This is a genomic window from Octadecabacter sp. SW4 (assembly GCF_008065155.1).
In the GTDB taxonomy this organism is placed as follows: Bacteria; Pseudomonadota; Alphaproteobacteria; order Rhodobacterales; family Rhodobacteraceae; genus SW4.
In genome coordinates this window covers 3,051,970-3,074,614 of sequence record NZ_CP042819.1, presented here as the reverse complement: position 1 = coordinate 3,074,614, position 22,645 = coordinate 3,051,970, and the positions used below count along the sequence as shown (strand labels likewise).

General features: G+C 59.7%; 21 protein-coding genes. 11 read left to right on the top strand and 10 right to left on the bottom strand.

Annotation, left to right across the window (positions count from 1 at the left end; genetic code table 11):
- Nucleotides 1-4 precede the first annotated feature (4 nt).
- The 5 genes from lptE to FTO60_RS15250 form a co-directional block, all read right to left on the bottom strand.
- Nucleotides 5-499 (bottom strand): LPS assembly lipoprotein LptE, encoded by a 495-nt coding sequence (gene lptE / locus FTO60_RS15270; protein ID WP_148056755.1) that lies wholly within the window; start codon nt 497-499, stop codon nt 5-7.
- Entirely contained in the window at nt 486-3,044 is a 2,559-nt protein-coding gene (leuS, locus tag FTO60_RS15265; protein ID WP_148056754.1) for a leucine--tRNA ligase, read from the bottom strand. Before leuS ends, lptE begins: the two co-directional genes overlap by 14 nt.
- Nucleotides 3,045-3,121: 77 nt before the next feature.
- On the bottom strand, nt 3,122-3,607 hold the full coding sequence (locus FTO60_RS15260) for a DUF3576 domain-containing protein (RefSeq protein WP_148056753.1): 486 nt from the start codon (nt 3,605-3,607) through the stop codon (nt 3,122-3,124).
- Nucleotides 3,608-3,682: 75 nt separating this feature from the next.
- Nucleotides 3,683-5,725: a sulfotransferase gene (locus FTO60_RS15255; RefSeq protein WP_172623912.1), complete on the bottom strand. Its 2,043-nt coding sequence runs from the start codon at nt 5,723-5,725 to the stop codon at nt 3,683-3,685.
- Between the two features lie 117 nt (nt 5,726-5,842).
- The gene (locus tag FTO60_RS15250) at nt 5,843-6,928 is read right to left on the bottom strand and encodes a porin (protein WP_148056751.1); all 1,086 of its coding nucleotides are present in this window, start codon (nt 6,926-6,928) and stop codon (nt 5,843-5,845) included.
- 236 nt (nt 6,929-7,164) lie between these two features.
- Here FTO60_RS15250 and FTO60_RS15245 point away from each other — a divergent pair, with 236 nt between their 5' ends.
- Complete coding sequence (locus tag FTO60_RS15245) at nt 7,165-7,818, top strand: YggS family pyridoxal phosphate-dependent enzyme (RefSeq protein ID WP_148057179.1); 654 nt, start codon at nt 7,165-7,167, stop codon at nt 7,816-7,818.
- On the opposite strand, the gene FTO60_RS15240 is transcribed toward FTO60_RS15245, so the two are convergent.
- Together FTO60_RS15240 and FTO60_RS15235 are read right to left on the bottom strand one after the other, a co-directional pair.
- Entirely contained in the window at nt 7,815-8,309 is a 495-nt protein-coding gene (locus tag FTO60_RS15240; RefSeq protein WP_148056750.1) for a L,D-transpeptidase, read from the bottom strand. The two genes, FTO60_RS15245 and FTO60_RS15240, sit on opposite strands and share 4 nt — an antisense overlap.
- A gap of 24 nt (nt 8,310-8,333) precedes the next feature.
- Entirely contained in the window at nt 8,334-8,651 is a 318-nt protein-coding gene (locus tag FTO60_RS15235; protein ID WP_148056749.1) for a TraR/DksA C4-type zinc finger protein, read from the bottom strand.
- A gap of 103 nt (nt 8,652-8,754) precedes the next feature.
- Here FTO60_RS15235 and FTO60_RS15230 point away from each other — a divergent pair, with 103 nt between their 5' ends.
- Nucleotides 8,755-9,603, top strand: coding sequence for a DMT family transporter (locus FTO60_RS15230; protein ID WP_148056748.1), 849 nt, complete (start codon nt 8,755-8,757; stop codon nt 9,601-9,603).
- On the opposite strand, the gene ribA is transcribed toward FTO60_RS15230, so the two are convergent.
- Nucleotides 9,600-10,685, bottom strand: a complete 1,086-nt coding sequence (gene ribA / locus FTO60_RS15225; RefSeq protein ID WP_148056747.1) for a GTP cyclohydrolase II — start codon at nt 10,683-10,685, stop codon at nt 9,600-9,602. The genes FTO60_RS15230 and ribA overlap by 4 nt on opposite strands.
- Before the next feature lie 156 nt (nt 10,686-10,841).
- Here ribA and FTO60_RS15220 point away from each other — a divergent pair, with 156 nt between their 5' ends.
- From FTO60_RS15220 to FTO60_RS15210, 3 genes are all read left to right on the top strand, one after another.
- Nucleotides 10,842-11,528 carry a response regulator transcription factor gene (locus FTO60_RS15220; RefSeq protein ID WP_148056746.1) on the top strand — a complete coding sequence of 229 codons (687 nt, stop codon included), beginning with the start codon at nt 10,842-10,844 and terminating at the stop codon, nt 11,526-11,528.
- Between the two features lie 335 nt (nt 11,529-11,863).
- Nucleotides 11,864-12,328 (top strand): GFA family protein, encoded by a 465-nt coding sequence (locus FTO60_RS15215; protein ID WP_148056745.1) that lies wholly within the window; start codon nt 11,864-11,866, stop codon nt 12,326-12,328.
- A 170-nt stretch (nt 12,329-12,498) separates the two neighbouring features.
- The gene (locus tag FTO60_RS15210) at nt 12,499-13,287 is read left to right on the top strand and encodes an exodeoxyribonuclease III (protein ID WP_148056744.1); all 789 of its coding nucleotides are present in this window, start codon (nt 12,499-12,501) and stop codon (nt 13,285-13,287) included.
- Here FTO60_RS15210 and FTO60_RS15205 read toward each other — a convergent pair.
- Nucleotides 13,284-13,913: a GDSL-type esterase/lipase family protein gene (locus FTO60_RS15205; RefSeq protein WP_148056743.1), complete on the bottom strand. Its 630-nt coding sequence runs from the start codon at nt 13,911-13,913 to the stop codon at nt 13,284-13,286. The genes FTO60_RS15210 and FTO60_RS15205 overlap by 4 nt on opposite strands.
- Nucleotides 13,914-14,031: 118 nt before the next feature.
- On the opposite strand from FTO60_RS15205, the gene trxA reads away from it, so the two are divergent.
- From trxA to FTO60_RS15190, 3 genes are read left to right on the top strand one after another with little or no spacing between them, the layout of a single operon-like run.
- Nucleotides 14,032-14,946, top strand: coding sequence for a thioredoxin (trxA, locus tag FTO60_RS15200; protein ID WP_148056742.1), 915 nt, complete (start codon nt 14,032-14,034; stop codon nt 14,944-14,946).
- A gap of 26 nt (nt 14,947-14,972) precedes the next feature.
- Nucleotides 14,973-15,614, top strand: a complete 642-nt coding sequence (locus FTO60_RS15195; protein WP_148056741.1) for an LON peptidase substrate-binding domain-containing protein — start codon at nt 14,973-14,975, stop codon at nt 15,612-15,614.
- Complete coding sequence (locus FTO60_RS15190) at nt 15,611-15,793, top strand: Trm112 family protein (RefSeq protein WP_148056740.1); 183 nt, start codon at nt 15,611-15,613, stop codon at nt 15,791-15,793. Before FTO60_RS15195 ends, FTO60_RS15190 begins: the two co-directional genes overlap by 4 nt.
- On the opposite strand, the gene FTO60_RS15185 is transcribed toward FTO60_RS15190, so the two are convergent.
- The gene (locus FTO60_RS15185) at nt 15,790-17,043 is read right to left on the bottom strand and encodes a UbiH/UbiF/VisC/COQ6 family ubiquinone biosynthesis hydroxylase (protein ID WP_148056739.1); all 1,254 of its coding nucleotides are present in this window, start codon (nt 17,041-17,043) and stop codon (nt 15,790-15,792) included. The genes FTO60_RS15190 and FTO60_RS15185 overlap by 4 nt on opposite strands.
- A 41-nt stretch (nt 17,044-17,084) precedes the next feature.
- On the opposite strand from FTO60_RS15185, the gene FTO60_RS15180 reads away from it, so the two are divergent.
- From FTO60_RS15180 to FTO60_RS15170, 3 genes are all read left to right on the top strand, one after another.
- Nucleotides 17,085-18,413 (top strand): amidase, encoded by a 1,329-nt coding sequence (locus tag FTO60_RS15180; RefSeq protein WP_148056738.1) that lies wholly within the window; start codon nt 17,085-17,087, stop codon nt 18,411-18,413.
- Between the two features lie 132 nt (nt 18,414-18,545).
- Complete coding sequence (locus FTO60_RS15175) at nt 18,546-19,724, top strand: aminotransferase class I/II-fold pyridoxal phosphate-dependent enzyme (protein ID WP_148056737.1); 1,179 nt, start codon at nt 18,546-18,548, stop codon at nt 19,722-19,724.
- Between the two features lie 16 nt (nt 19,725-19,740).
- On the top strand, nt 19,741-22,638 hold the full coding sequence (locus tag FTO60_RS15170; RefSeq protein WP_148056736.1) for a DNA translocase FtsK: 2,898 nt from the start codon (nt 19,741-19,743) through the stop codon (nt 22,636-22,638).
- Nucleotides 22,639-22,645: the final 7 nt, after the last annotated feature.

Sequence of the window (22,645 nt, the reverse complement as noted above, 5' to 3'; positions counted from 1 at the left end):
CGCGCTACAGGTCCTGCGCGGCGATCATCAAGCGCGTGATGATCAGGTCGGCGAGGGCCGTGCCAAGCCGGTCGCGCGCATCCCCTTCGGCTTCGCGGGTTGCAACCGTGGTGCCTGCCGCGGAATAGGCGGTAAAGGTGTCGACTCGCCCGCTGGCGATGGCGGTATCGTCACCCATTTCCATCAACGTCCATGTGGCGATGCCGGGTAGGTTATAACGGGTCGTGTCTTGCTGCGTCGTGATCGCGATTGGGCTTGCGTCAATATCCAGCGTAACCCGCAAGCGGTAGCGGGGCGATGTCGTGCGTCCCAACCGGTCTTCAACGCGGGCGCGCAGCCGGAACCCTTCGCGGGTGGCGGGCGTTTCGATATCGACGGCGTTGCGCAAGACCCCGCCCGCGCCCTGCGTGCCATAGACCGGCGTAAAGCCGCAGCCGCCCAAGGCTAGCGCCCCAAGGATCACGGCGCGGCGGGCGATGGCAGGACTAGATGACGACATTGACGATCCTTCCGGGCACGACGATCAGCTTTTTCGGCGCGGCCCCGTCAAGGGTGCGCAGCACAGCTTGGTCCGCGAGCACAAGTTTTTCAATCTCATCCTTTGCCATATCCTTGGGCACGGTGATTTCCGAGCGCCGCTTGCCGTTGATCTGGATCGGCAGGGTTACGCTATCCTCGACCAACATCGCATCATCCGCAACGGGCCAGGGGGCGTTGGCGATCAGGCCGTCACCACCCAGCATCGCCCAGATATCCTCGGCCAAATGCGGCGTCATCGGCGACATCAGCTGCGCAAGGGTGCGCATGGCCGTGCGTTTGGCCTCTGCCCCCGCCTTGGATTTCGCAAGGGTGTTGGTAAAGGCGTAGAGTTTCGCGATAGAGGCATTGAAGCCAAAGGACTCAACGCCTTGGGTCACATCAAAGATGGTTTTGTGCATCTCGCGCGCAAGCTGCTCGTCAGCTTCGCGGGTGGCGGATTCGCTGGATTGCGCAATATCATTTGCAATCCGATGCACCCGCGACAGATGTTTGAACGCCGCTTCGGCACCCGACGCGGTCCATTCCACATCGCGTTCGGGTGGGCTGTCGGACAACACGAACCAACGCGCGGTATCGGCGCCGTATTGGTCGATGATGGCAACGGGATCGACCACGTTGTTCTTGGATTTCGACATCTTGGCCGATGGGATCACCTCGACCTGCGTGCCATCCGCAAGGAACGCGCCACCGTCACGCAGCTCAACCGTTTCGGGATAGTGATAGACAGGGCGGCCATCTGCGCCGGTCGTTTTGTAGATCGCGTGCGTCACCATGCCTTGGGTGAACAGCGCATTGAACGGCTCGATTGCCTTGGCAGGCAAGTGGCCTGTTTTCGCCATCGCGCGGGCAAAGAACCGCGAATAAAGCAGGTGCAGAATCGCGTGCTCGATCCCGCCGATATATTGATCGACGTTCATCCAATAGGCAGCGTCTTCGGCATCGGTGGGCGTGGCGGCATGAGGCGAGGTGAAGCGCGCGAAATACCAAGACGAATCCACAAATGTGTCCATCGTGTCGGTTTCGCGTTTCGCGGGCTTGCCGCAGGACGGGCAGGGCGTGTCGCGCCATGTGGGGTGGCGGTCAAGCGGGTTGCCGGGGATGTCGAAACTTACATCATAGGGCAGCTCGACAGGCAGGTTTTCCTTTTTCTCGGGCACCACACCGCAGGCATCACAATGCACAACGGGAATCGGGCACCCCCAATAGCGCTGACGCGAAAGGCCCCAATCGCGCAGGCGGAATTTGGTCACGCCCTGCCCCACGCTATTTGCTTCGCAGAACGCGATCGCGGCGTCGATGGCATCGGTGCCGGTGGTCGCGGGTTCCCAATTGAATGGTGCGACCCAGTGCACCATTTCGGTCTTCGTCGGCACGAAGGCCTCGACCAATTGCGGATCGCTATCGGCGCTGGGCAGGAAGGTCGGGATGATGGGCAGACCGTATTTCGTGGCAAAGTCGAAATCGCGCTGGTCATGCGCGGGGCAGCCGAAAATCGCGCCAGTGCCGTAATCCATCAGGATGAAGTTGGCGACATAGACCGGCAATTCCCATGCGGTATCAAACGGGTGGCGCACCCGCAGGCCCGTGTCGAACCCCATTTTGTCGGCTTTTTCCAACGCTTCTTCAGTGGTGCCACCTTTGCGACATTCGGCGTTGAAGGCGGCAAGGTCGGCGTTGTTCTGTTCCAGCTGTTTGGCCAGCGGGTGATCGGGCGAAATACCGATGAATGACGCACCCATCAGGGTGTCGGGGCGGGTGGTATAAACTTCGATCCGGTCATGGCCTGCGGGGCCGTCGATCATCGAAAAGGCGAACTGCAGGCCGCGGGATTTGCCGATCCAGTTGGCCTGCATCAATTTCACCTTGGCAGGCCAGTCGTCCAGCCCGTCAAGCGCGTCCAGTAGTTCTTCGGCCATGTCTGAGATTTTGAAGAACCACTGGGTAAGGTCTTTGCGTTCAACCTCGGCACCGGACCGCCAGCCTTTGCCGTCGATCACCTGTTCGTTGGCCAGCACGGTCATATCGACCGGGTCCCAGTTCACGGTGGCGTTCTTGCGGTCAATCAGGCCCGCATCCAGCATGTCGATGAACAGGGCTTGCTGCTGGCCATAATAGTCGGGATCGCAGGTCGCGAACATGCGCGACCAATCAAGCCCGAACCCCAGCGGTTTCATTTGCGTGACCATGTCGTCGATGTTTTGATAGGTCCAGTCCTTGGGGTGGCCGCCGCTGGCCATCGCCGCGTTTTCGGCGGGCATTCCAAAGGCGTCAAAGCCCATTGGATGCAGCACGTTATGCCCCGTTGCCAGTTTATAGCGCGCGATCACGTCACCCATCGTGTAGTTGCGCACATGGCCGATGTGGATACGACCCGACGGATATGGGAACATCTCAAGCACATAGTATTTCGGTTTGTCGGCGCTGCGCACCGCCCTGAAGGTGCCGGCCTTATCCCATGCGGCTTGCCACTTTGCTTCGATTTCGGCGGGAGTGTAGGGGGACATATGTCGCGGTCCTTGAATATGAAACGCCGGGCGCGTTGCAGGCCCGGCGTGGTCGTTAAGAGAGGTGCCGTGCGGGCCTAGAGACTACCGTCCGCGATGCGAAGCTGGCGCGCGCGTGCGAGGATCGCATCCTCGACCGCGCGGGTTGTTTCAACGCTGGCGGGGCCAGAGCGCGTCAACAGTGACAGGTTCAGCGAGCGGGCATCAAGCGCGGGATCGGTGATGTAGATCGTCGCGCGATAGCTGCGGCTGCCACCGGGCGGCGTGCCATAGCCCGTGGAAATCACGCCGGTAAAGGGATCAACGCTTTCGATCGGCAGAAAGCTCAGCACATCAATCGACGCAGCCCAAAGATAGCGGTTCACAGCCACATTTTCAGCGCCGCGTGTGCGCACGGCCTGGCGGGTCGCCGTATCTGTCGAACGCGCACCCCCGCCGGAAATGCCAAGACTACCGATGCTACCCAGCGGGTTGCTAGCAAGGCTGCCCGAACTGCCACAGGCCGTCAGTGCAGTCAGCGCGCCTACGGCGACGAGTGAACGAAATGATAGGATATGTGCCAAAACCCGGCCCCCGTTGTATTTGTCCCTGAATACCTAGCCAATGTTGCCAGTCCTCACAAGAGTCTGTCGCGTGCCTTAGTCGGGCAAAGGCACGCCAAATTCCCGCAACGCATCAAAGAGTGGTGCAAGATCGTCCGCATATCTCTCCCAACTACGCACAGAACTGCGGTAAATTGGCTGCCGGACCTGATAAACTGACAGGGTGCGCACCGAATTGTCGGACTTGTGAAAGTCGAGCACGCCATCTTCCCAAGGCAGGTCACAATAATCGAGCAGCTTGCGCGCTTGCCCCTCGGGGTCAGCGGTGAGTTCGTCATAGTCCAGCACATGGAAACTGTCGGGCCACAGCTCCTGCCAGAACTCCAGCCATCTCAGGAAACGGGAATAGTAATAGGCGAGCGCTCGCAGGTCAGTGTTGTAGTGCAGCCCGTGCGCGTTGAACCGGTTCTTGTAGATTGAAAGCAGGTTGTCGCGCGGGTCACGTTTCATCACCACAACGCGTGACTTTGGCATCGCCGCCCCAAGCAGGCCGATATGCTCGTGGTTTCCGACGACCTTGTCGACGATGCGCAGCGCATTCGGGGCTTCTTCGTCAGACATCGCCTGATAGGCTTGGCCCGCCGCAATCAGCGCAGTGTTGATCTGTGCTGCGCTCCATTTTCCGGACTCGCCGTTGGCAATGAGCGGATGCAAGGCGGCACGGCTCCAGAACGCCTCGCCCACACCCGTGGTTGTGCTATGCGCCCCAATGATCTGTTCGGTCAGCGTCGTGCCCGAGCGGGGCAAGCCAGTGACAAAAATCGGATCAACCGGATTCCTGTTGGTCGTTCCAAGCGCGCGCAAGTCGGTGCTTGTCGCAATCGTTTTGATATGATCCTCAAGTCGGTTGTATTCGTCGTGGTTCCAGGGGGTTTGCGCCGCGAGCGCATCATTTGCGGATCGAAGATAGGTGAATACCTTGTCATACTGTTTGGTATCTTCGTGAATCTTGGCCATTGCATATGATGTGCCGGGATCCTGCGCTGCTGCCGGAGATCGTGCGATCCGGTCTTCGATTTCCGTGATGAGCGGGTCGCCAGCCGTAAATTTTGTGCCCATGACAAGCTGATAGTAAAGATCGGTAAGCGTTGGATCGATATCGATTGCGCGTATAAAATCAGCGACGGAGGCCGCGAATGCACCAACCTGTTGATAATGACCGGCTCGCAAAACAAGCGCTTGTGGCAAGCCACGGTCATGCGCGATCAAATCATCGAAAAGCGCTTCGGCCTCTTTTGTTTTGCCATTAAGCGAACACGCGCGGGCAAGAATCATCTGGCAGTAGGCGTCTTGCGGCAGTAATTTGACGGCTTTGTGCGCGGCATCTTCGGCTTGCTGCGTCTTGGAGGTTTCGCAAAGCGTATCGGCAAGCAACGCGAACAGTATGCCGTTTTCGGGTTGAAGCTGTGTGGCGCGCTGCAAGTGCTGTTCGGCTGGCAGATACTGTTTTTGTTCTTTCAGAAAGCGGGCATAATTGGCGCGAACCGACACTGCGAATGGATCGCGCAAAATCGCGCGGCGAAAAAGCAGGTCCGCGCTGACAGTATCGCCCAACAGATCGTGCGCGCTGGCAAGGCCGTTGATGATCAGGGCGGTTCCTGGGTGTTTGCGATCAAGGGCCGTCGCAAGCGTCAGGGCCATGTCACCGTCACGATTCACCAGTGCGCGAATGAGAGCGTCCATGTCGGCCTTGCTTGCGCCGCCGAATTCCGGTGGCCGGTTGATTGCCATCTTGGCTGTCAATTCAGCTTTGACCGTGGCGGGGATCGGGGCGGACTTGAGTTCGGATTTGAAACGCTCGATTTTTACGGCATCACCCAAGACACCCAAGGCAATCGCGCTCAGCTGCCAGACGGGGGGCTGTTTTGGTGCGGATTTACGTGCGGCGGACAGGTGTTTTGCCGCGCCCTGGGGGTCGTTTGCGTCCAGCAGGATTCGGGCCAGTTGAAACCGCGCCTGTGCCATGTTGGGAACCGCTTTGACGATCCGCTCAAAGCCCGCCTTGGCCTCCGCCAGCTTGCCGGCTTTGTGGGCGGCTGCGGCGCGCGCGAATGCTTGATCAAGCGCTTGTTTGTTCATGGATGTCATTGCGGTCGCGGCCCTTTGGTTTTGTCAGCCCTGCATAGCCCGCCAGCGGCACAAAAGAAAAGAGCGGCCCCGAAGGACCGCTCTCTCTTTAGGATAACTTCGGAGTTCTTAGAACTCGAAGGAAACCTCAACAGTTGTGCCAACCTGGTATTCGCCAGCACCGATTTCGTCTTCATCAACGTTGTCGTCGTCTTCAGCATAAGAGACGAGGAGCGAAGCGCCGCCACCAAGGTCATAGCCACCTGCAACGTAGAAACGATCTTCAGTTCCGTCTTCGGTCAGGTAACCAGCATAGACCATCAGGCCGTTGCCAACATCATACGAACCTTCGACTTCGATCTTCTCGACGCCTTGGTCGTCCTGGTAATCAAGACCAACAGAGATTGGGCCGTTTTCGTAGGCTACGTTGATGCCCCAGTTGTCGCCGGTTGGGTCGGACTCGGACACGTAGTATGCGCCAAGAACAACAGGACCGACAGGGTAAGAAACGCTCAGACCGGTTGAATCTTCACCAGAAGTTTCGTTCGAGGCATAGGCCAGACGGAAGTCTGCACCAGCGAAAGCTGCGCCAACGGAGATACCGAAGATTTCGTCATCGCTGAAGTCGCCGTTTGCAGCATAGAAACCGCCAGCTTCACCGGAAGCTTCCTGATAGGCCACAGCAACGTCAAAGTTACCGAAAGTTGCGACCATACCCAGCGACAGCTGGTTCAGATCGTCAACCATGTTAATTGTGCCACCGCTTTCGGCCAGAACGTAAGAAACAGATGCTTCAACGGGACCATAAGAGATGTCGCCGCGCAGTGCTACTTCACCGTCAGCTTCGGAGAAGCCGTCAGCTTCCATGTCACCGGCAGAAACCCAGCGGGTTTCAGCAGCAAATGCTGTGTCGCCAAAGAACAGGCCAGCTGTGTCGGATTCGACGAACAGAACATAGCCGCCGGTCGTCAGTGTTGTGCCCAGGTTTGTGGCTGCAACGTCAAAGTCGAAAGTTGCGCCAGCGGTCAGGCCGTTGTCCAGTGTCTGCGACAGGGTCACAGCAATGTTTGCTTCCCAATAGAAGCCGAAGTTATCACCGGTTCCGTTGTCAAAGTCGTTGTAGCCCAGGGTGGCTTCGCCACCGAAGGACACTTCAGCTGCAGCAGCGCCGGCCAGGGCGATTACGGCAGTCGAGGCGAGAAGGATGCTTTTCATGGATATATTCCCTCGTGTTGTGCATTCTCAGAATGCCAGATAGCCCAGCATTGAGGATGTCTTTGCGCGCATCGGGCCGCTCACTCAAGTCAATTGCGCCTATTTTCGGGCAGTCCGTTAAAAATGATGCATCAGTGCCACACACCAATTTCGACAGTTTTACCCATGACAGAGGGCCGATTGCCGCCTATGACCAAGGGAACAAGGAAAACCTGAACGATAACAGGAGGCTGGGAATGTCCCTGCAAGAGATACGCGAGAAAGTCGCCAAGCAAGAATCCGCCTGTGGCCGTGTCCCCGGGGCAACGACCCTGATTGCCGTGTCCAAGATGCAACCCAACGAGAGGGTGCAGGCGATTCTTGATGAGGGCCACCGCGTCTTTGGCGAGAATCGCGTGCAAGAGGCCGCAAGCAAATGGCCCGCCTTTCGCGAACGCTATGACGGAATCGAGCTGCATTTGATCGGTCCCTTGCAGACCAACAAGGCGCGTCAGGCGATGGAACTGGCCCAGGCCATTCACACGCTTGATCGCCCCAAGCTGGCCGGGACCATCGCGCGCCTTGCTCAGGAAATGGGCGCGTGCCCGGATTTGTTCGTGCAGGTCAACACCGGAGAGGAGCCGCAAAAGGCGGGCGTCCTTCCCGCCGCGGCCGATGGGTTTATCAAGGAGGCGCGGGCCTTGGACCTGCCGGTGCGCGGACTGATGTGTATTCCGCCCGTGGATGAAGAACCCGCGCTGCACTTTGCCCTGTTGGCCAAGATTGGGGCACGCAACGGGCTGACGGGCCTCTCGATGGGGATGAGCAGCGATTTTGAACGCGCGATTGCGCTGGGGGCGACGCATATTCGTGTCGGCTCCGCCATTTTCGGTGAACGGGCGCCCGCCTAAAGCACGACCAGCCGGGTGTGATGCCGGATGCGCGGGGCGATCCAGTGCAGATCGGTGCGACGTAAGCCGATGCAGCCTTCGGTTGGGTAACCGGCGCGCCGCCATTGATGGATGAAGATGGCCGATCCACGCCCCTTGACCGCATAGGGCCAGTTCCAATCGGTCACGATCACCAGATCATAAAGCGGATCCGCGCGATCCAGCCTTTCGTGACTATATAAGTGTGGCACGCGGACCATTGTATTATAGGCGGGGTCTTTGACGTCATCGGACCAGCGGTCACCGGGGCGGATCGGCACGGCCCAATCGCTTGGCTTTGCCAGCCGGTCAGGACGATACAGCATTCCGACAAGGCGGTGTTGCCCGCGCGGGGTGGCGCCGTCACCTTCCTGTTTGCGATCCGAGATCCCGCCTTTCCCCCGGGTGCAGGGAAACCTGCGCCCCAAAAAGCGCAGATGGGTCGGCGTTACGATCAGATCACAGGGTGTCATGGTGCGGACACTAAGCGCGCGACGTCAGGTGGCGCAATCCTTGCAAAACGGGGTTGCGGGCAACAGATCGAGCCGCAGTTCGCTGATTTTCGCCCCACATTTAACGCAAAAGCCGTATTCTCCGGTCTCAAGGCGGGCCAAGGCGGCGTCGATCTGCGCGATCTCGGATTGCGCGGCGTGGCCAATCCCTTCGAACACTTCGTCCTGTTCGCGTTCAGTCGCGCTGTCTTCCCAATCCTTGCTTGTGTGGGAATCAAGCTCGGCATCGGCATCAATCATGCGCTGTTGCAGTTCGGCGCGGCGCTTTTCCAGCTCGGCCTTGCGTTTGTCATGGGTCGTCATTGCAACTCCTCCGTTTTGTGAAAGCATGGCGCAAGACGCTGGCCCGCACCTTGATCCCAATCAATCCATTGCCAATCAGGCACAGATTTGCACATCTAGGCAAATGACAACATCCGTGATCCTTGCTGTTCTTCTGGCCGCCGTGCTTCACGCGTCGTGGAATGCGATGGCCAAGGGTGGCAAGGACAAGACCCTGAGCATGGCGGCGGTGATTATCGGTCACTCGCCTTTTGCGCTGGTTGCCTTGGTTTTCGTGCCGCTGCCGACCGTGGCCAGCCTGCCGTATCTGGCGGGCGGGATGGTGCTGCACTTTGGCTATCAGGTGTTTTTGATCAACTCCTACAAGATCGGTGATCTGACACAGGTTTACCCCATTGCCCGCGGAATAGCGCCGCTGATCGTGGCGGCGGTGTCGGTGCTGTTCTTGAATGTGCATCTGGGGTGGACGGAAACTTTTGCCGTGCTGTTGATCGGTCTGGGAATCCTGAGCCTTGGTCTGGTGCGCACACATGGCGGCGGGCGCAACCCCAAGGCGGCAATGCTGGCCGTTACGACGGGTTGTTTCATCGCAGGGTATTCGCTGGTTGATGGGATGGGCGCGCGGGTCGCGCAAACGGCCGTCGGGTTTTACAGCGTGTTGGCCCTGCTGAACGCGGTGGTGTTTGCGATCTATCTGCGCTGGCAGCGTCCCGGCGTGCTGTCACGCTTGCCCCGCGAGGGCGCGCGCACGTTTGTCTTGGGCGGGTTTGCATCATTCGCCGCCTATTCGCTGGTGGTCTGGGGGTTCACGCAGGCCCCGATCGCGCTGGTCACCGCCCTGCGCGAAACAAGCATTATCTTTGCACTGTTGATCGGTGTATTCTTCATGAAGGAACGGCTGGACCTTGCCAAAGTGCTGTCCACTTTTATGACTTTGGCGGGCGCGATCCTGCTACGCTTCGCAAGATCCTAAAGCAAATGCCCTGATTTCGTGGCCTTGGTGGCAAGGTAGTGATGGTTGTGGCGGTTTTCGCCGACCTTCAGCGGCACGCGTTCAACCACTTTGATGCCGGCTTCCTCCATCCGCGCGACTTTGGCGGGATTATTGGTCAGCAGGCGTACACTGGCAAACCCCATCCGTTTCAGGATTTCGGCACCGATGCGAAAATCGCGCTCGTCATCCTCGAATCCCAGCCGGTGATTGGCCTCGACCGTGTCAAAGCCCTGATCCTGCAGGGAATAGGCGCGCATCTTGTTGGCAAGGCCGATGCCGCGTCCTTCCTGGTTCAGATATAGCAGCACGCCCGTGCCTTCGGCCCCCATTTGTGCCAAGGCACCACGCAGTTGCGGGCCACAGTCGCATTTCAGGCTGCCCAAAAGGTCGCCGGTAAAACAGGCGGAATGCAGGCGCGACAGGACAGGCTGGCTGCGATCCGGGTGGCCGATTTCGATGGCGTAGTGTTCTTCGGCGCCGTCATCGGGGCGGAAGATGTGCAAGCGTCCTGCTTCGGAGACTTCGAGCGGCAAGCGGGCGCTGATCACCGGGTTGAGCGGGCTAAAGTCCGTGTTGAGGGCCGCATCGACAGGCAGGACCGTCAAATCGTGGGCGGCAGCAAAGCCGGTGACATCGCTGAGCGGGGCCACCACAGCCGCGGGCAAAAGCCGCGCGGCCTTGGCCAGGGCAATCGCGGCGCGGTGAAGGTCGGCAGGCCCATCACGCTGGCTGCGCAACGGGCCCTTCATCGGTGACTTCAGATCATCGGCGGGGTCGGCCACTGCACGTACCCAGTGCAGCGCAACATCCGGCGGCAGGACAATCCGCGCAACATCACCGTCATAGGCTGGGGCGTGCAGGGTCTGCGCGCGCCACGATGTGATCGCCAGCACGCCGCCGCCCAGTGCGCGCAGTTGCGCCAATCGGGCAGCGTCAAGCGTTTCGGCGGCCAGCACAATCGCCCCTGTGCCACCCGCGTCAGACAGCACAACCGGCACCCCCATGCGCAGATCAGCGCGGGCGCGGGCAAGGCGTTCTGTAATGTCGGGCGCAAATGTCATGGCAATCCGTAACCTGTTCGCCCCTCAGATAGTGGATTTTGCCACAAAGTGAAACATTTGCGGCATTTGCCACACGAGGGCGTGAGCAATTTGCAGCATCACTTGTCGGAACCGTGTCTTCGTCACATTTGTAACGCAACAATACCGGAGACTGTTATGGCACAACTCAAGAAAATTCTGCTTGTCGACGATGACGAAGACCTGCGCGAGGCGCTGAGCGAACAGCTGATCATCACCGAAGATTTCGATGTTTTCGAGGCTGGTAACGGTTCCGAAGCGATGAGCCGTGCCAAGGAAGCGCTTTATGATCTAGTCATCCTTGATGTGGGCCTGCCCGACACGGATGGTCGCGAACTGTGCCGCCTGATGCGCAAGCAAGGCGTGAAATGTCCGATCCTGATGCTGACGGGCCATGACACCGACAGCGACACCATTCTGGGCCTTGATGCCGGTGCCAATGATTATGTTACAAAGCCGTTCAAGTTTCCCGTTCTTTTGGCCCGTATCCGCGCGCAGCTGCGCACACACGAACAATCCGAAGATGCGGTGTTCCAGCTTGGGCCATATACGTTCAAGCCCGCGCAAAAGATGCTGTTAACGGATGATGACAAGAAAATCCGTCTGACGGAGAAAGAGACAAATATCCTCAAGTTCCTCTATCGCGCGACTGAAGGTGTTGTCGCCCGTGACGTGCTGCTGCACGAGGTTTGGGGCTATAACGCCGGCGTCACCACGCATACGCTGGAGACCCACATCTACCGTCTGCGTCAGAAGATTGAGCCTGATCCGTCAAACGCGCGCCTGCTTGTAACAGAAAGCGGCGGCTATCGTCTGGTTGCTTGATCTGGATCAATTCGCGGTATGCGAATGCATACTATCAAGATACTGTTCCCCGTGGTGATGGGGCAAATCACCAACCTCCCTGTTGGACTTCGCCCCGGCCCTTTGGTCGGGGCTTTTTTCTGTTTGGGGGGGGGTGTGTAAATGACCACTTTGCGGACAAAGCGACGGGACAGAGCTTTACGACAAAGGTCTGCTTTAGGCGTAAGTAAGAAAAATACGCTGCCAAACTCACGCAGGCTGAATAAGCTGAAAGTTAACCACATTTCTGGACACCAAAAAAACGCGTATGCGTTAGCTTACTTGAGTTGTGACCTTAAAAATGGATTGGATGGAGAATGAACCGAGATGTGACAATGACCGGTGGCTGTATGTGCGGCGCAGTACGATACGCAACCACAGGAGACGCATTTATCGTTGGCCATTGTCATTGTGAGAGCTGTCGCAAACACAGCGGTGCCGGGGTTGGGACCCTCGTGGGTTTCAAGGCCGATCAGGTGACCTTCAACGGTAAACCGCGCGACATCTACGAGTCCTCCCCAGACGTTGGCAGGGCTTTTTGCAGTAAATGCGGCACACCTTTGACATGGGAGGGCGAGGGCGGCGACATCGGGCCGATTGTGGAAATTCACATCGGCACTTTTGACAGCCCTCACATTTTTGTACCAACGAGCCATGCGTTTTACAATGAACGTTTGCCTTGGGTCGACAAACCGGAACAGTTGCCGCGTTACGAGGGTTTTCCGGGCGATAGCCCGATCCTGCAACACGGACCAACAAAGGAGGGTCCGCTCAAAGCTTGAATGCAAAGCAATCCTGTGCGGAACGTTTCCTCAAGCGGACGGACAGACTTATTGTAGCATCGGTCAAAGTGGGCCCAGAGCCGACCTTTGGCATAACCGAATTCTCTTGAGCACTTCCCCTCCTCCACGCTCCTGCTATGCTTTACGCAATACCAGTCAGGAGCAGCCTCATGTCATTTACCCTCGCCACCTGGAACATTAATTCGGTGCGGTTGCGCGAGGGGTTGGTGGCGCGGTTGATGACCCAGGAAATGCCGGATGTTTTGTGTTTGCAGGAATGCAAAAGCCCTGTGGAGAAGATGCCTTTGGAGGCCTTTGCCGCACTGGGCTATACCCACCACGTTGCGCGGGGTCAGAAGGGGTATAACGGCGTTGCAATCCTGTCGAAACTGCCCATTGCGGAGGTCGGGGCCGAGGATTTCGCGTCCCTTGGCCATGCCCGCCATATCGCGGGACGGTTGGAAAACGGTGTGACGATCCACAACTTTTACGTTCCCGCAGGCGGCGATAAACCCGACCGCATGATCAACGACAAGTTCGGTCAAAAGCTCGACTACCTTACCGAGATGCGCGATCATTTCCACGCCAGCGCGCCGAAAAAATCCATTCTTGTCGGGGACTTGAACATCGCCCCGCGTGAAGATGACGTATGGGACCACAAGAAACTTCTCAAGATCGTCAGCCATACTCCGGTCGAGGTCGAACACCTTGCCCAGACGCAGGATGCGGGCAAATGGGTCGATATCACGCGGCAGGATATTCCGCAGGGTAACCTTTACAGCTGGTGGTCGTACCGTGCCGCCGATTGGGACGGGGCCGACAAGGGCCGCCGCCTTGATCACGTTTGGGCCACGCCCGATATTTCCAACGCCGCCCATTCCAGCCGTGTTTTGCGCGATGTGCGCGGATGGCAACAGCCCAGCGATCACGCACCGGTTTTCGCGACGTTTGACCTTTAGGTAATCGCTGCAGCGACCGCTTTGGCCAAAACCGCGTGGCTTTCGGCCTCGAAATGCACACCGTCTGACGGGCTGACAGCGATATGCGCGCCCGCGTCCAGAAACCGCATACCCCGTGTTTTGGCATAGATTTCCAGCAGGGGCGCAAGCGCGCGCGATTTCGCCTCGCAGCCGATGAATTCATCCGCAAGCAAGCCAGCCTCGACACAAACGGGCGGACAGATCAGCAAGATGTCAAAGCCGCCATGGCGCTGCTGGATGTCCTCTTGCATCGCGATATCGACCAGCGAGGCGAGGCCCGCAGTGATTGCTTCAGCAGATGCGCCAAAGCGCGCCTTGCTGTCGTTGGTGCCCAACATGATCGTCAGCCAGTCAATCGAGCCGTGGCTGGCCAGCGCCATTTTCAGCCCCTCGCGCCCGTCCATATGCGCGCCCATCACAGGGTCGGGCATTGCGGTCGTGCGGCCGGGCAGGCCTTCCTCGATCAGGGTCCAATCATCACCAAGGGCGCGGGCCGCTAACGTGGGCCAGCGGGTTTGCGGATCAAAACGCTGATAGTCGCGTGTATCGCGGAACGGCGCATTGCCGTGGGTGTTGCTGTCGCCGAATGTTAAGAGTGTTGGCATGGGACCCCCTGTTTTGCCCGAGGCTATGTTGCCATGCGAATTGGGTAAAGCCTCCCCCTTGGCCTTTGCGCCATCACAGCCCATATAGGGCGCAACACAGCAATTGATGGGGGCTAAAATGCTCAACCTTGGTGATACGGGCGCGGAGGCGCCAGCAACAGATTTGATCAAAGACGGTGGCGATGCCACATTCATGCAGGACGTGATCGAGGCCAGCAAGACGGTGCCGGTGATCGTCGATTTCTGGGCGCCGTGGTGTGGTCCGTGCAAGACCCTTGGCCCCGCCCTTGAGGCGGCGGTGACCAAGGCAGGCGGGCGCGTCAAGATGGTTAAGGTCGATGTGGACCAGAACCAGCAGGTCGCGGGCCAGTTGCAGGTGCAATCGATCCCGACGGTTTACGCGTTTTATCAGGGCCAGCCGGTTGACGGGTTCCAGGGTGCGCTGCCCCCGTCCGAGATCGAGGCCTTTGTGAACAAGGTTGCCGATATGGGTGGTGAAGAAGACAACGGCCTTGCCGATGCATTGGACGCCGCCGAAACAATGCTTGCCGAAGGCGAGGCGGCTGACGCGATTGAAACATTTGCCGCGATCGTCGACGAGGATGGCACGAATGCCGCCGCTTTTGGCGGTCTGGCCCGTGCGCACATCGCGCTTGATCGGCTGGACGAGGCCGAAGCCGTGCTCAATGGTGCGCCCGCTGAAATCGCGACAGCGCCGGAAATGGAAGCGGCCCATGCGCAGCTTGATCTGGCCCGTCAGGCCGCAAATGCCGGCCCGCTGGACGCCCTGCGCGCCGCGGTCGCCGCCGACGAGGGCAACCATCAGGCGCGGTTCGATCTGGCCACGGCGCTGCATGCCTCGGGTGATGTCGAAGGTGCGATCGCGGAACTGCTGGAACTATTCCGCCGTAACCGCGAGTGGAATGACGGCGCAGCGAAGGCACAGTTGTTCACGATCTTTGATGCGTTGAAGCCAACCGATCCGGTTGCGTTGAACGGGCGGCGCAAACTGTCGTCAATGATATTTGCCTGACGGGTTTCACACGCTAGGTTAAGGGCATGATCACAGAGACCGACCTGCCCGACACGATTCCGGTTTTTCCATTGCCCGGTGCGTTGCTTTTGCCGCGCTCGCGGCTGCCGCTGCATCTGTTCGAGCCGCGCTATCTGGCGATGCTGGATGATGTGCTGAAATCGCCCGCGCGCCTGATCGGGATGATCCAGCCGTTTGATGGGCCCCATGGCACCAGTAAACTGCACAGTATCGGCTGTGCGGGCCGTGTTACCGCGTTTTCGGAAACCGAGGACGGGCGCTATATGATCACCCTGTCGGGTGCCTCGCGGTTCCGCATCCTGAAAGAGGTTGAGGGGTTTACCCCCTACCGGCGCTGCGATGTGTCATGGGAAGGGTTTGGTCGCGATCTGGGGCCTGACGAAAAAGACCCCGGCTTTGATCGTGCGAAACTGATGGCGCTGCTGGAACGGTTCTTTGAGGAACGTGGGTTGTCGACCGATTGGGACAGCATGAAAGAGGCGGACGATGAATTGCTGATCAATTCCCTGTCGATGCTGTGCCCGTTTGATCCCGAGGACAAGCAGGCGCTGCTTGAGGCCCCGTCGCTGACGACCCGCCGCGAGACCTTGTTCACCCTGATCGAATTTGCAATGCGTGGCGGCGACAACGAGGAGATCATGCAATGAGCGACACGCAGGCCTTCGACCCCAAGATGCTCGAGGCTTTGGTTTGCCCGCAAACGCAAGGGCCGCTGAGCTACGATGCGGAAAAGCAGGAATTGGTTTCCAAGGCCGCGCATCTGGCCTATCCGATCCGCGGCGGTATCCCTGTGATGCTGATCGATGAGGCGCGGGAACTGGATTAGGTTTTCATCAGGCGGGGCAAGTCACCGCTTAGCCCTGCTGCCTCGCGGATGAATGACCGCCGCGCGGAGGGGATGGCGTTGACCACGCCCATGCCGATGTCGCGGATCCCGCGAAGCAGGGGATTATCGTTTGAAAACAGGCGGTTGAATGTATCCGTTGCCACGGCGAGCGTGGCTGTGTCGAACCGCCGCCATTGTTGATAGCGCTGCAAGACTTGCGCGCTGCCGATGTCTTCGCCGCGCGCACGGGCATCTGACAGAACCTCGGCCAGAGCGGCCACATCGCGCAGGCCCGCATTCAGTCCCTGGCCTGCAATCGGGTGCATCCCATGTGCCGCGTCCCCCACCAACGCGACGCGATCAGCGATGAAATGATCGGCGAGCGTCAGGTTCAGGGGGTAGCTGAACCGCGCACCCGCAAGGCTGATGTCCCCTAGGAAACTGCCGAATGCGGGGCGCAGGGCATTCAGAAAACCGGCGCCGTCCATCGCCGTCAGTTCGGCCGCGCGGGCGTCTGTTTCGCTCCAGACAATCGAACTGCGGTTGCCCGTCAAAGGCAGGATCGCAAGTGGGCCGTGCGGCATAAAGAACTGATGCGCGATGCCGCCATGGGGTTTTTCATGATTTACGGCGCAGACAACGCCGGTTTGCCCATAGCCCCAGCCGGTGCGGGTGATCCCGGCGCGCTGGGCGGTGCCGCTGCGCCGCCCGTCCGAGCCGATCAAAAGCGCAGCCGTCAGTGTTTTGCCAGAGGCAAGCGTGACCGTGACGCCCGCCGCGTCGACGGCTTGCGCGACCACGGTTTCACCGGCGAGTTGGGTGATCCGGTCGTCGGCGGCCAGCGCATCAAGGAAGGTGCGGCGCAGGTGGCGGTCCTCGACCATATAGCCCATCGGTCCTTCTTCGATTTCGGCGTGATCGAAATGCAGCATCCAGGGGCTTGGCCCTTCGCCCGCGCGCCCGTCTGTGACCTTGATTTCCAGCATTGGTTGGGCGTGATCGGCCACACCGCCCCAAACGCCCAGGTTTTTCAGCAACCGCTGCGAGGCGAGCGCAAGCGCATAGGCGCGCCCGTCGAAATCCGGGTCTTTGCGCGTATCAAGGGCCAGCGTGTCGATGACCGTGACGCAAAAGCCGCTTTGGGCTAGGGCCAGCGCAAGGGCCGGGCCGTTCAGCCCGCCGCCGACAATCGCGATGTCTGTATCATGTGTCATGCCCTTGCATATGACGCGGCGGGCGGGATTGTCCATGCGCCCCTTGGCCGCTACCCTGCGGCAAAACGGGGGCTTTTATGCAAGACTGGGTGTGGATGTCGGCGGCGGATCTGGGTCGCGGGATTGGCGCGGGTGACATCGACGCCGTGGCGTTGACGGACACATATCTGGCGGCGATTGACGCCCACCCCCTGCGCGACCGGATCTATGCGCGCGTCACGGCGGACCGGGCGCGGGCCGAGGCGCGCGCGGCAGCGGCGCGGGCCAGGAATGACCAGCGGTTGTCGCCGCTCGATGGTGTGCCGGTATCGTGGAAAGACCTGTTCGACACTGCGGCCGTTGGTACCGAGGCTGGCACGGCCCTGATGGCGGGGCGTGTGCCGCAAATGGATGCCGAGGTATTGCGGAATGCCACGGCAGCAGGACTGGTCTGTCTGGGAAAGACGCATATGTCGGAAATCGCGTTTTCCGGTCTTGGCTATAACCCGATCACCGCCACGCCGCCCTGTGTGAATGACGCAGATGCGGTGCCCGGCGGGTCGTCATCGGGTGCGGCGGCCTCGGTTGCGTTTGGGTTGGCGGCGGCGGCTGTTGGCTCGGATACCGGCGGATCGGTGCGGATTCCGGCGGCGTGGAACGATCTGGTGGGGCTGAAAACCACACACGGGCGGCTGTCGCTGCAAGGTGTCGTGCCGCTGTGCCTAACGTTCGATACGGTCGGCCCGCTTTGCCGCACGGTCGAAGATGCGGCGCTGATGCTGGCTGCGCTTGAAGGATCAAAGCCGGTTGATCTGGCTGGTGTAGACCTGAAGGCCGCGCGGTTCATGGCGCTGGATACGATTGTCATGGATGATATCGAACCCGCCCCGGCTGCCGCCTATCAGGCAGCGATTGACCGCCTGCAGGACGCCGGTGCCCAAGTGGTGCGCGCCGAGGCGCCGGAATTGGCGGAAGCCTTTGATTTATCGGCCGTTCTTTATACCGCTGACGCCTATGCCAACTGGCGTGAGTTGGTCGAGGATGCGCCGGAAAAGATGTTTCCACAGATTCTCGAACGGGTCAGAGCCGGGCGCGACGTGCTGGCGCATGACTATCTACATGCGTGGAAACGCCTGCATGCGATCCGCGCGGACTACGTCGCGGCAACGGCGGGGTTTGATGCGGTGATTTGCCCGACAGCGGCGAATATGCCGCCAAACCTGGACCGTTTGATCAGCGATAATACGTATTACAAGGCGTCCAACCTGATGACCCTGCGCAACACACGGGTGGCAAATTTGATGGGTTTGGCAGCGCTGACCCTACCAACGGGCCAGCCCAGCACTGGCCTTATGCTGAACACCGCACCAGAATCTGAGGCGCGATTGCTGCGTCTTGGGGCGGCGGTTGCGGCGGCTCTGGCCTGATCGCCTGACCCAAAAGACACAATCGCTTTTGGCAACCCCTAAAAATCGCGGTGTTTTTCTGGACAGCGCCCTGCGATGCGCGCTAGTTTGAGAAAAAGCGGGACACTAATGATCCCGTAACCAGAGGCAGCGATGTTGTACCCCGAGCGGTTCTCGAACCTACCGGCCTATGCGTTCCCGCGTTTGCGGGCTTTGCTTGACGTCCATGAACCGGGCGGCGCGCCCATCGCCATGTCCATCGGTGAACCGCAGCATGATTTCCCTGTCTGGGTGGGTGATGTTCTGGCCAAACACGTTGACGAATTTGCGAAATACCCCCCCAACGAAGGTGCGCCTGAACTGCTGGCTGTCATCGCGGGCTGGCTTAATACCCGTTATGGGGTGAGCATCGCGCCTGATCAGATTATCGCCCTGAATGGCACCCGCGAAGGGCTATATAATGCGGCGATGGCGCTTTGCCCTGAAACCAAGAACGGCAGAAAACCGGTGATCCTGACGCCGAACCCGTTTTATCAGGTTTATGCCGTGGCGGCGCTGTCGGTCGGGGCCGAACCTGTTTATGTGGCGGCCACGCCCGAAAGCGGAAATCTGCCCGATTATGCCCGGTTAGACACTGAAATTCTGGAGCGCACGGCCATTGCCTATGTCTGTTCGCCCGCCAATCCGCAGGGTGCGGTGGCCGGTGAGGATTACTGGCGCGACCTGATTACGCTGGCGGAAAAGCATGATTTCCGCATTTTCGCGGACGAGTGTTATTCCGAGATTTACCGTGATTCCCCGCCTGCGGGCGCCTTGGAGGTTGCGGCCAAGATGGGCGCTGATCCTGAACGGGTCGTGGTGTTTCACTCCCTGTCAAAGCGGTCGAACCTGCCCGGTTTGCGGTCAGGCTTTGCGGCCGGTGGTGTCGAGAGTATCGCGCGGATGCGGCAGTTGCGCGCCTATGCGGGCGCGCCCTTGCCCCTGCCGTTGCAGCGTGTGGCCGAAAAGCTCTGGGCCGACGAGGCGCATGTGATCGAGAACCGGGCGCAATACTGCGAAAAATACCGTCTGGCGGACAAGATCCTAGGCCACATCGACGGCTACTCCAGCCCCGAAGCGGGGTTCTTTTTGTGGTTGCCCGTCGATGACGGCGAAGCGGCGGCCCTTCGGTTGTGGAAAGAAACAGGCGTGCGGGTCCTGCCCGGCGCTTATCTTAGTCGCGATGTTGCGGGCGATAACCCCGGCACGGGATTTATTCGGGTTGCGATGGTGGCCCCAATACAAGAAATGCAGCGCGGTCTGACCCAGATCCGCGACTGTTTGTACGGTTAAGGCGAGGCACGAGAATATGGCGTATCAAACACGACAGCGCGACCCATTGCTTGATAGCAAAATGCAGGCGGCCATCGAAAAGCGTGGCAAGGAACTGCTGGGGCTTGGCCTGATCGTGCTGGGTGTGCTGGCGGCGATGATGTTCGTATCCTACAGCCCCGACGATCCCAACTGGATGTCGGCCACCGATGCACCCGTGCAGAACTGGCTGGGTCGGTTCGGGGCCTCGGTTGCGGCACCGATCTTTATGATTGTCGGCTGGGGTGCCTGGGGTATTCCGGTGACGCTGGTCGGCTGGGGTGCGCGGCTGGCGTTGCATCGCGGTGAAGAACGCGCGCTGGGCCGTTTGATTTTCGCACCGATCGCGGTCGCGGTTCTGGCGGTTTATGCATCGACATTGGTGCCCGGTGCGGGTTGGAATCACTCGTTTGGTTTGGGTGGCATGTTTGGTGACACGGTTCTGGCGCTAGCCCTGACGATTGTGCCGTTCAGCGCTGCATTCGGAGCCAAGTTGATGTCGTTCATCACCGGTGTTTCCATCGTTGCACTGGGTGCGTTCGTGCTGGGTTTCACCTGGCGCGAGATCAAGGTTCTGGGCCGGGTTCTGCTGATCGGCTTTATTATGCTTTATGCGTTGTTTTTACGCTTGTTGGGGCAGGGCGCCTCGGCGTCGATGCGCGCGGCCCAAGGGACCTATGCCAGCGTGCAGCAACGCCGTGCCGCCGCGGCCGAACGTGCCGAGGCCGCACAAGAAACCGCCGCGTATCACGCCGTTCCCGCGCCACAAAGTGAAGCGGCCCGCGTGGCCGCCGTGGTGCGCGCCGCCCCGGCCATGCCGACGCGGGAGGCACCCTTGACCGCCCCCGAACGTATGGCCGAACCGCAATCGGGCGGCTTGCTGGGCGGCTTGATGCCGTCCCTGCGCAAGCGTGAAGCCATGCCCGAACCCGAACTGGTTGAACCACGTCTTAGCGTGAATCTGGCCGAACAGCCCCCTGACGAAGACCGGATCAGAAGCAAGATCAGCGATGTGATCCGTTCGCGCGTGCGCCAGCCGATGCAGGCCACGCCGCCGCCTGCCGCCGCCCCTGCGGGTCGTGTTGAACCCGTGCTGGCGCGACGCCGTGGCCCCGATCCGCTGTTGCTCAATACCAATCGCACGCCCGAAGGGTTGCCCGCCGAACCGCCGGTGATGGCCGCCTTTGACGAAGCGCCGATGGATCTTGATGTGATCGACGATGACGTTGCAGTTGCGCCGGAAATGCCCGTTGCGACGCAGCCAGTGTTTGTCGCTCCCGAGCCGCGCAAAGTTGTGCAGCACCCTGTGAAAAAGCCCGTGCAGCCCAGCCAGAAGGCGAGGGCCGAGGCACAGCCAGCGCTGCAATTTGAAGAAAAGCGCGTGGCCTATGAAATCCCGCCGCTGGGCCTGCTGAGCAGCCCCGAAACAGTCGAACGCCATCACCTGTCTGACGACGCGCTGGAAGAAAACGCGCGGATGCTGGAAAGCGTGCTGGATGATTACGGTGTGAAGGGCGAGATTGTGTCGGTGCGCCCCGGTCCTGTCGTGACGATGTATGAATTGGAACCCGCCCCCGGTTTGAAAGCCTCGCGCGTGATCGGTTTGGCCGATGATATCGCACGGTCGATGTCGGCCCTGTCGGCCCGTGTGTCCACAGTGCCCGGACGGTCGGTGATCGGGATTGAACTGCCCAATGAAAACCGCGAAATGGTGGTGCTGCGCGAAATCCTGTCGGCCCGTGATTTTGGCGATAGCAACATGCGCTTGCCGTTGGCGTTGGGCAAGGATATCGGCGGTGATCCGATCGTTGCCAACCTTGCCAAGATGCCCCACCTGTTGATTGCGGGGACAACCGGTTCGGGTAAGTCCGTGGCGATCAACACGATGATCCTGTCGTTGCTTTACAAGCTGACCCCCGAGGAATGCCGCCTGATCATGATCGACCCCAAGATGCTGGAACTGTCCGTCTATGACGGCATCCCGCATCTGCTGTCGCCCGTTGTGACCGACCCGAAAAAGGCGGTTGTGGCCCTGAAATGGACCGTGGGCGAGATGGAGGAACGCTATCGCAAGATGTCGAAGATGGGCGTGCGCAACATCGAAGGTTATAATGGCCGCGTGCGCGATGCGCTGGCCAAGAACGAAATGTTCAGCCGCACTGTGCAGACCGGTTTTGACGATGAAACCGGCGATCCGATCTTTGAGACCGAAGAATTCCAGCCCGAGGTTCTGCCCTATATCGTCGTGATCGTTGACGAAATGGCCGACCTGATGATGGTCGCGGGCAAAGAGATCGAAGCCTGCATCCAGCGCCTTGCGCAGATGGCGCGTGCATCGGGTATTCACCTGATCATGGCCACGCAGCGTCCGTCGGTGGATGTGATCACCGGCACGATCAAGGCGAACTTTCCAACGCGGATATCGTTTCAGGTTACATCGAAAATCGACAGCCGCACCATTTTGGGGGAACAGGGCGCCGAACAGCTGCTGGGCATGGGTGACATGCTATATATGGCGGGTGGCGCCAAGATCACCCGCGTCCACGGCCCGTTCTGTAGCGACGAGGAAGTCGAGGAAATCGTCAACTACCTTAAAGGGTTCGGCCCGCCCGAATATATGTCCGGCGTGGTCGAAGGCCCCGACGAGGACACCGAAAGCAGCATTGATCTGGTGCTCGGTCTGGGTGGCAATACCGATGGCGAAGACGCGCTTTATGACACGGCGGTGGCCATTGTCGCCAAGGATCGCAAGTGTTCGACGTCCTATATCCAGCGCAAACTGGCGATTGGCTATAACAAGGCCGCGCGACTGGTTGAACAGATGGAAGAAGAAGGAATCGTGTCCGCCGCCAACCATGTGGGCAAACGCGAAATCCTGATCCCTGAACGGCAATAAGGTGCGG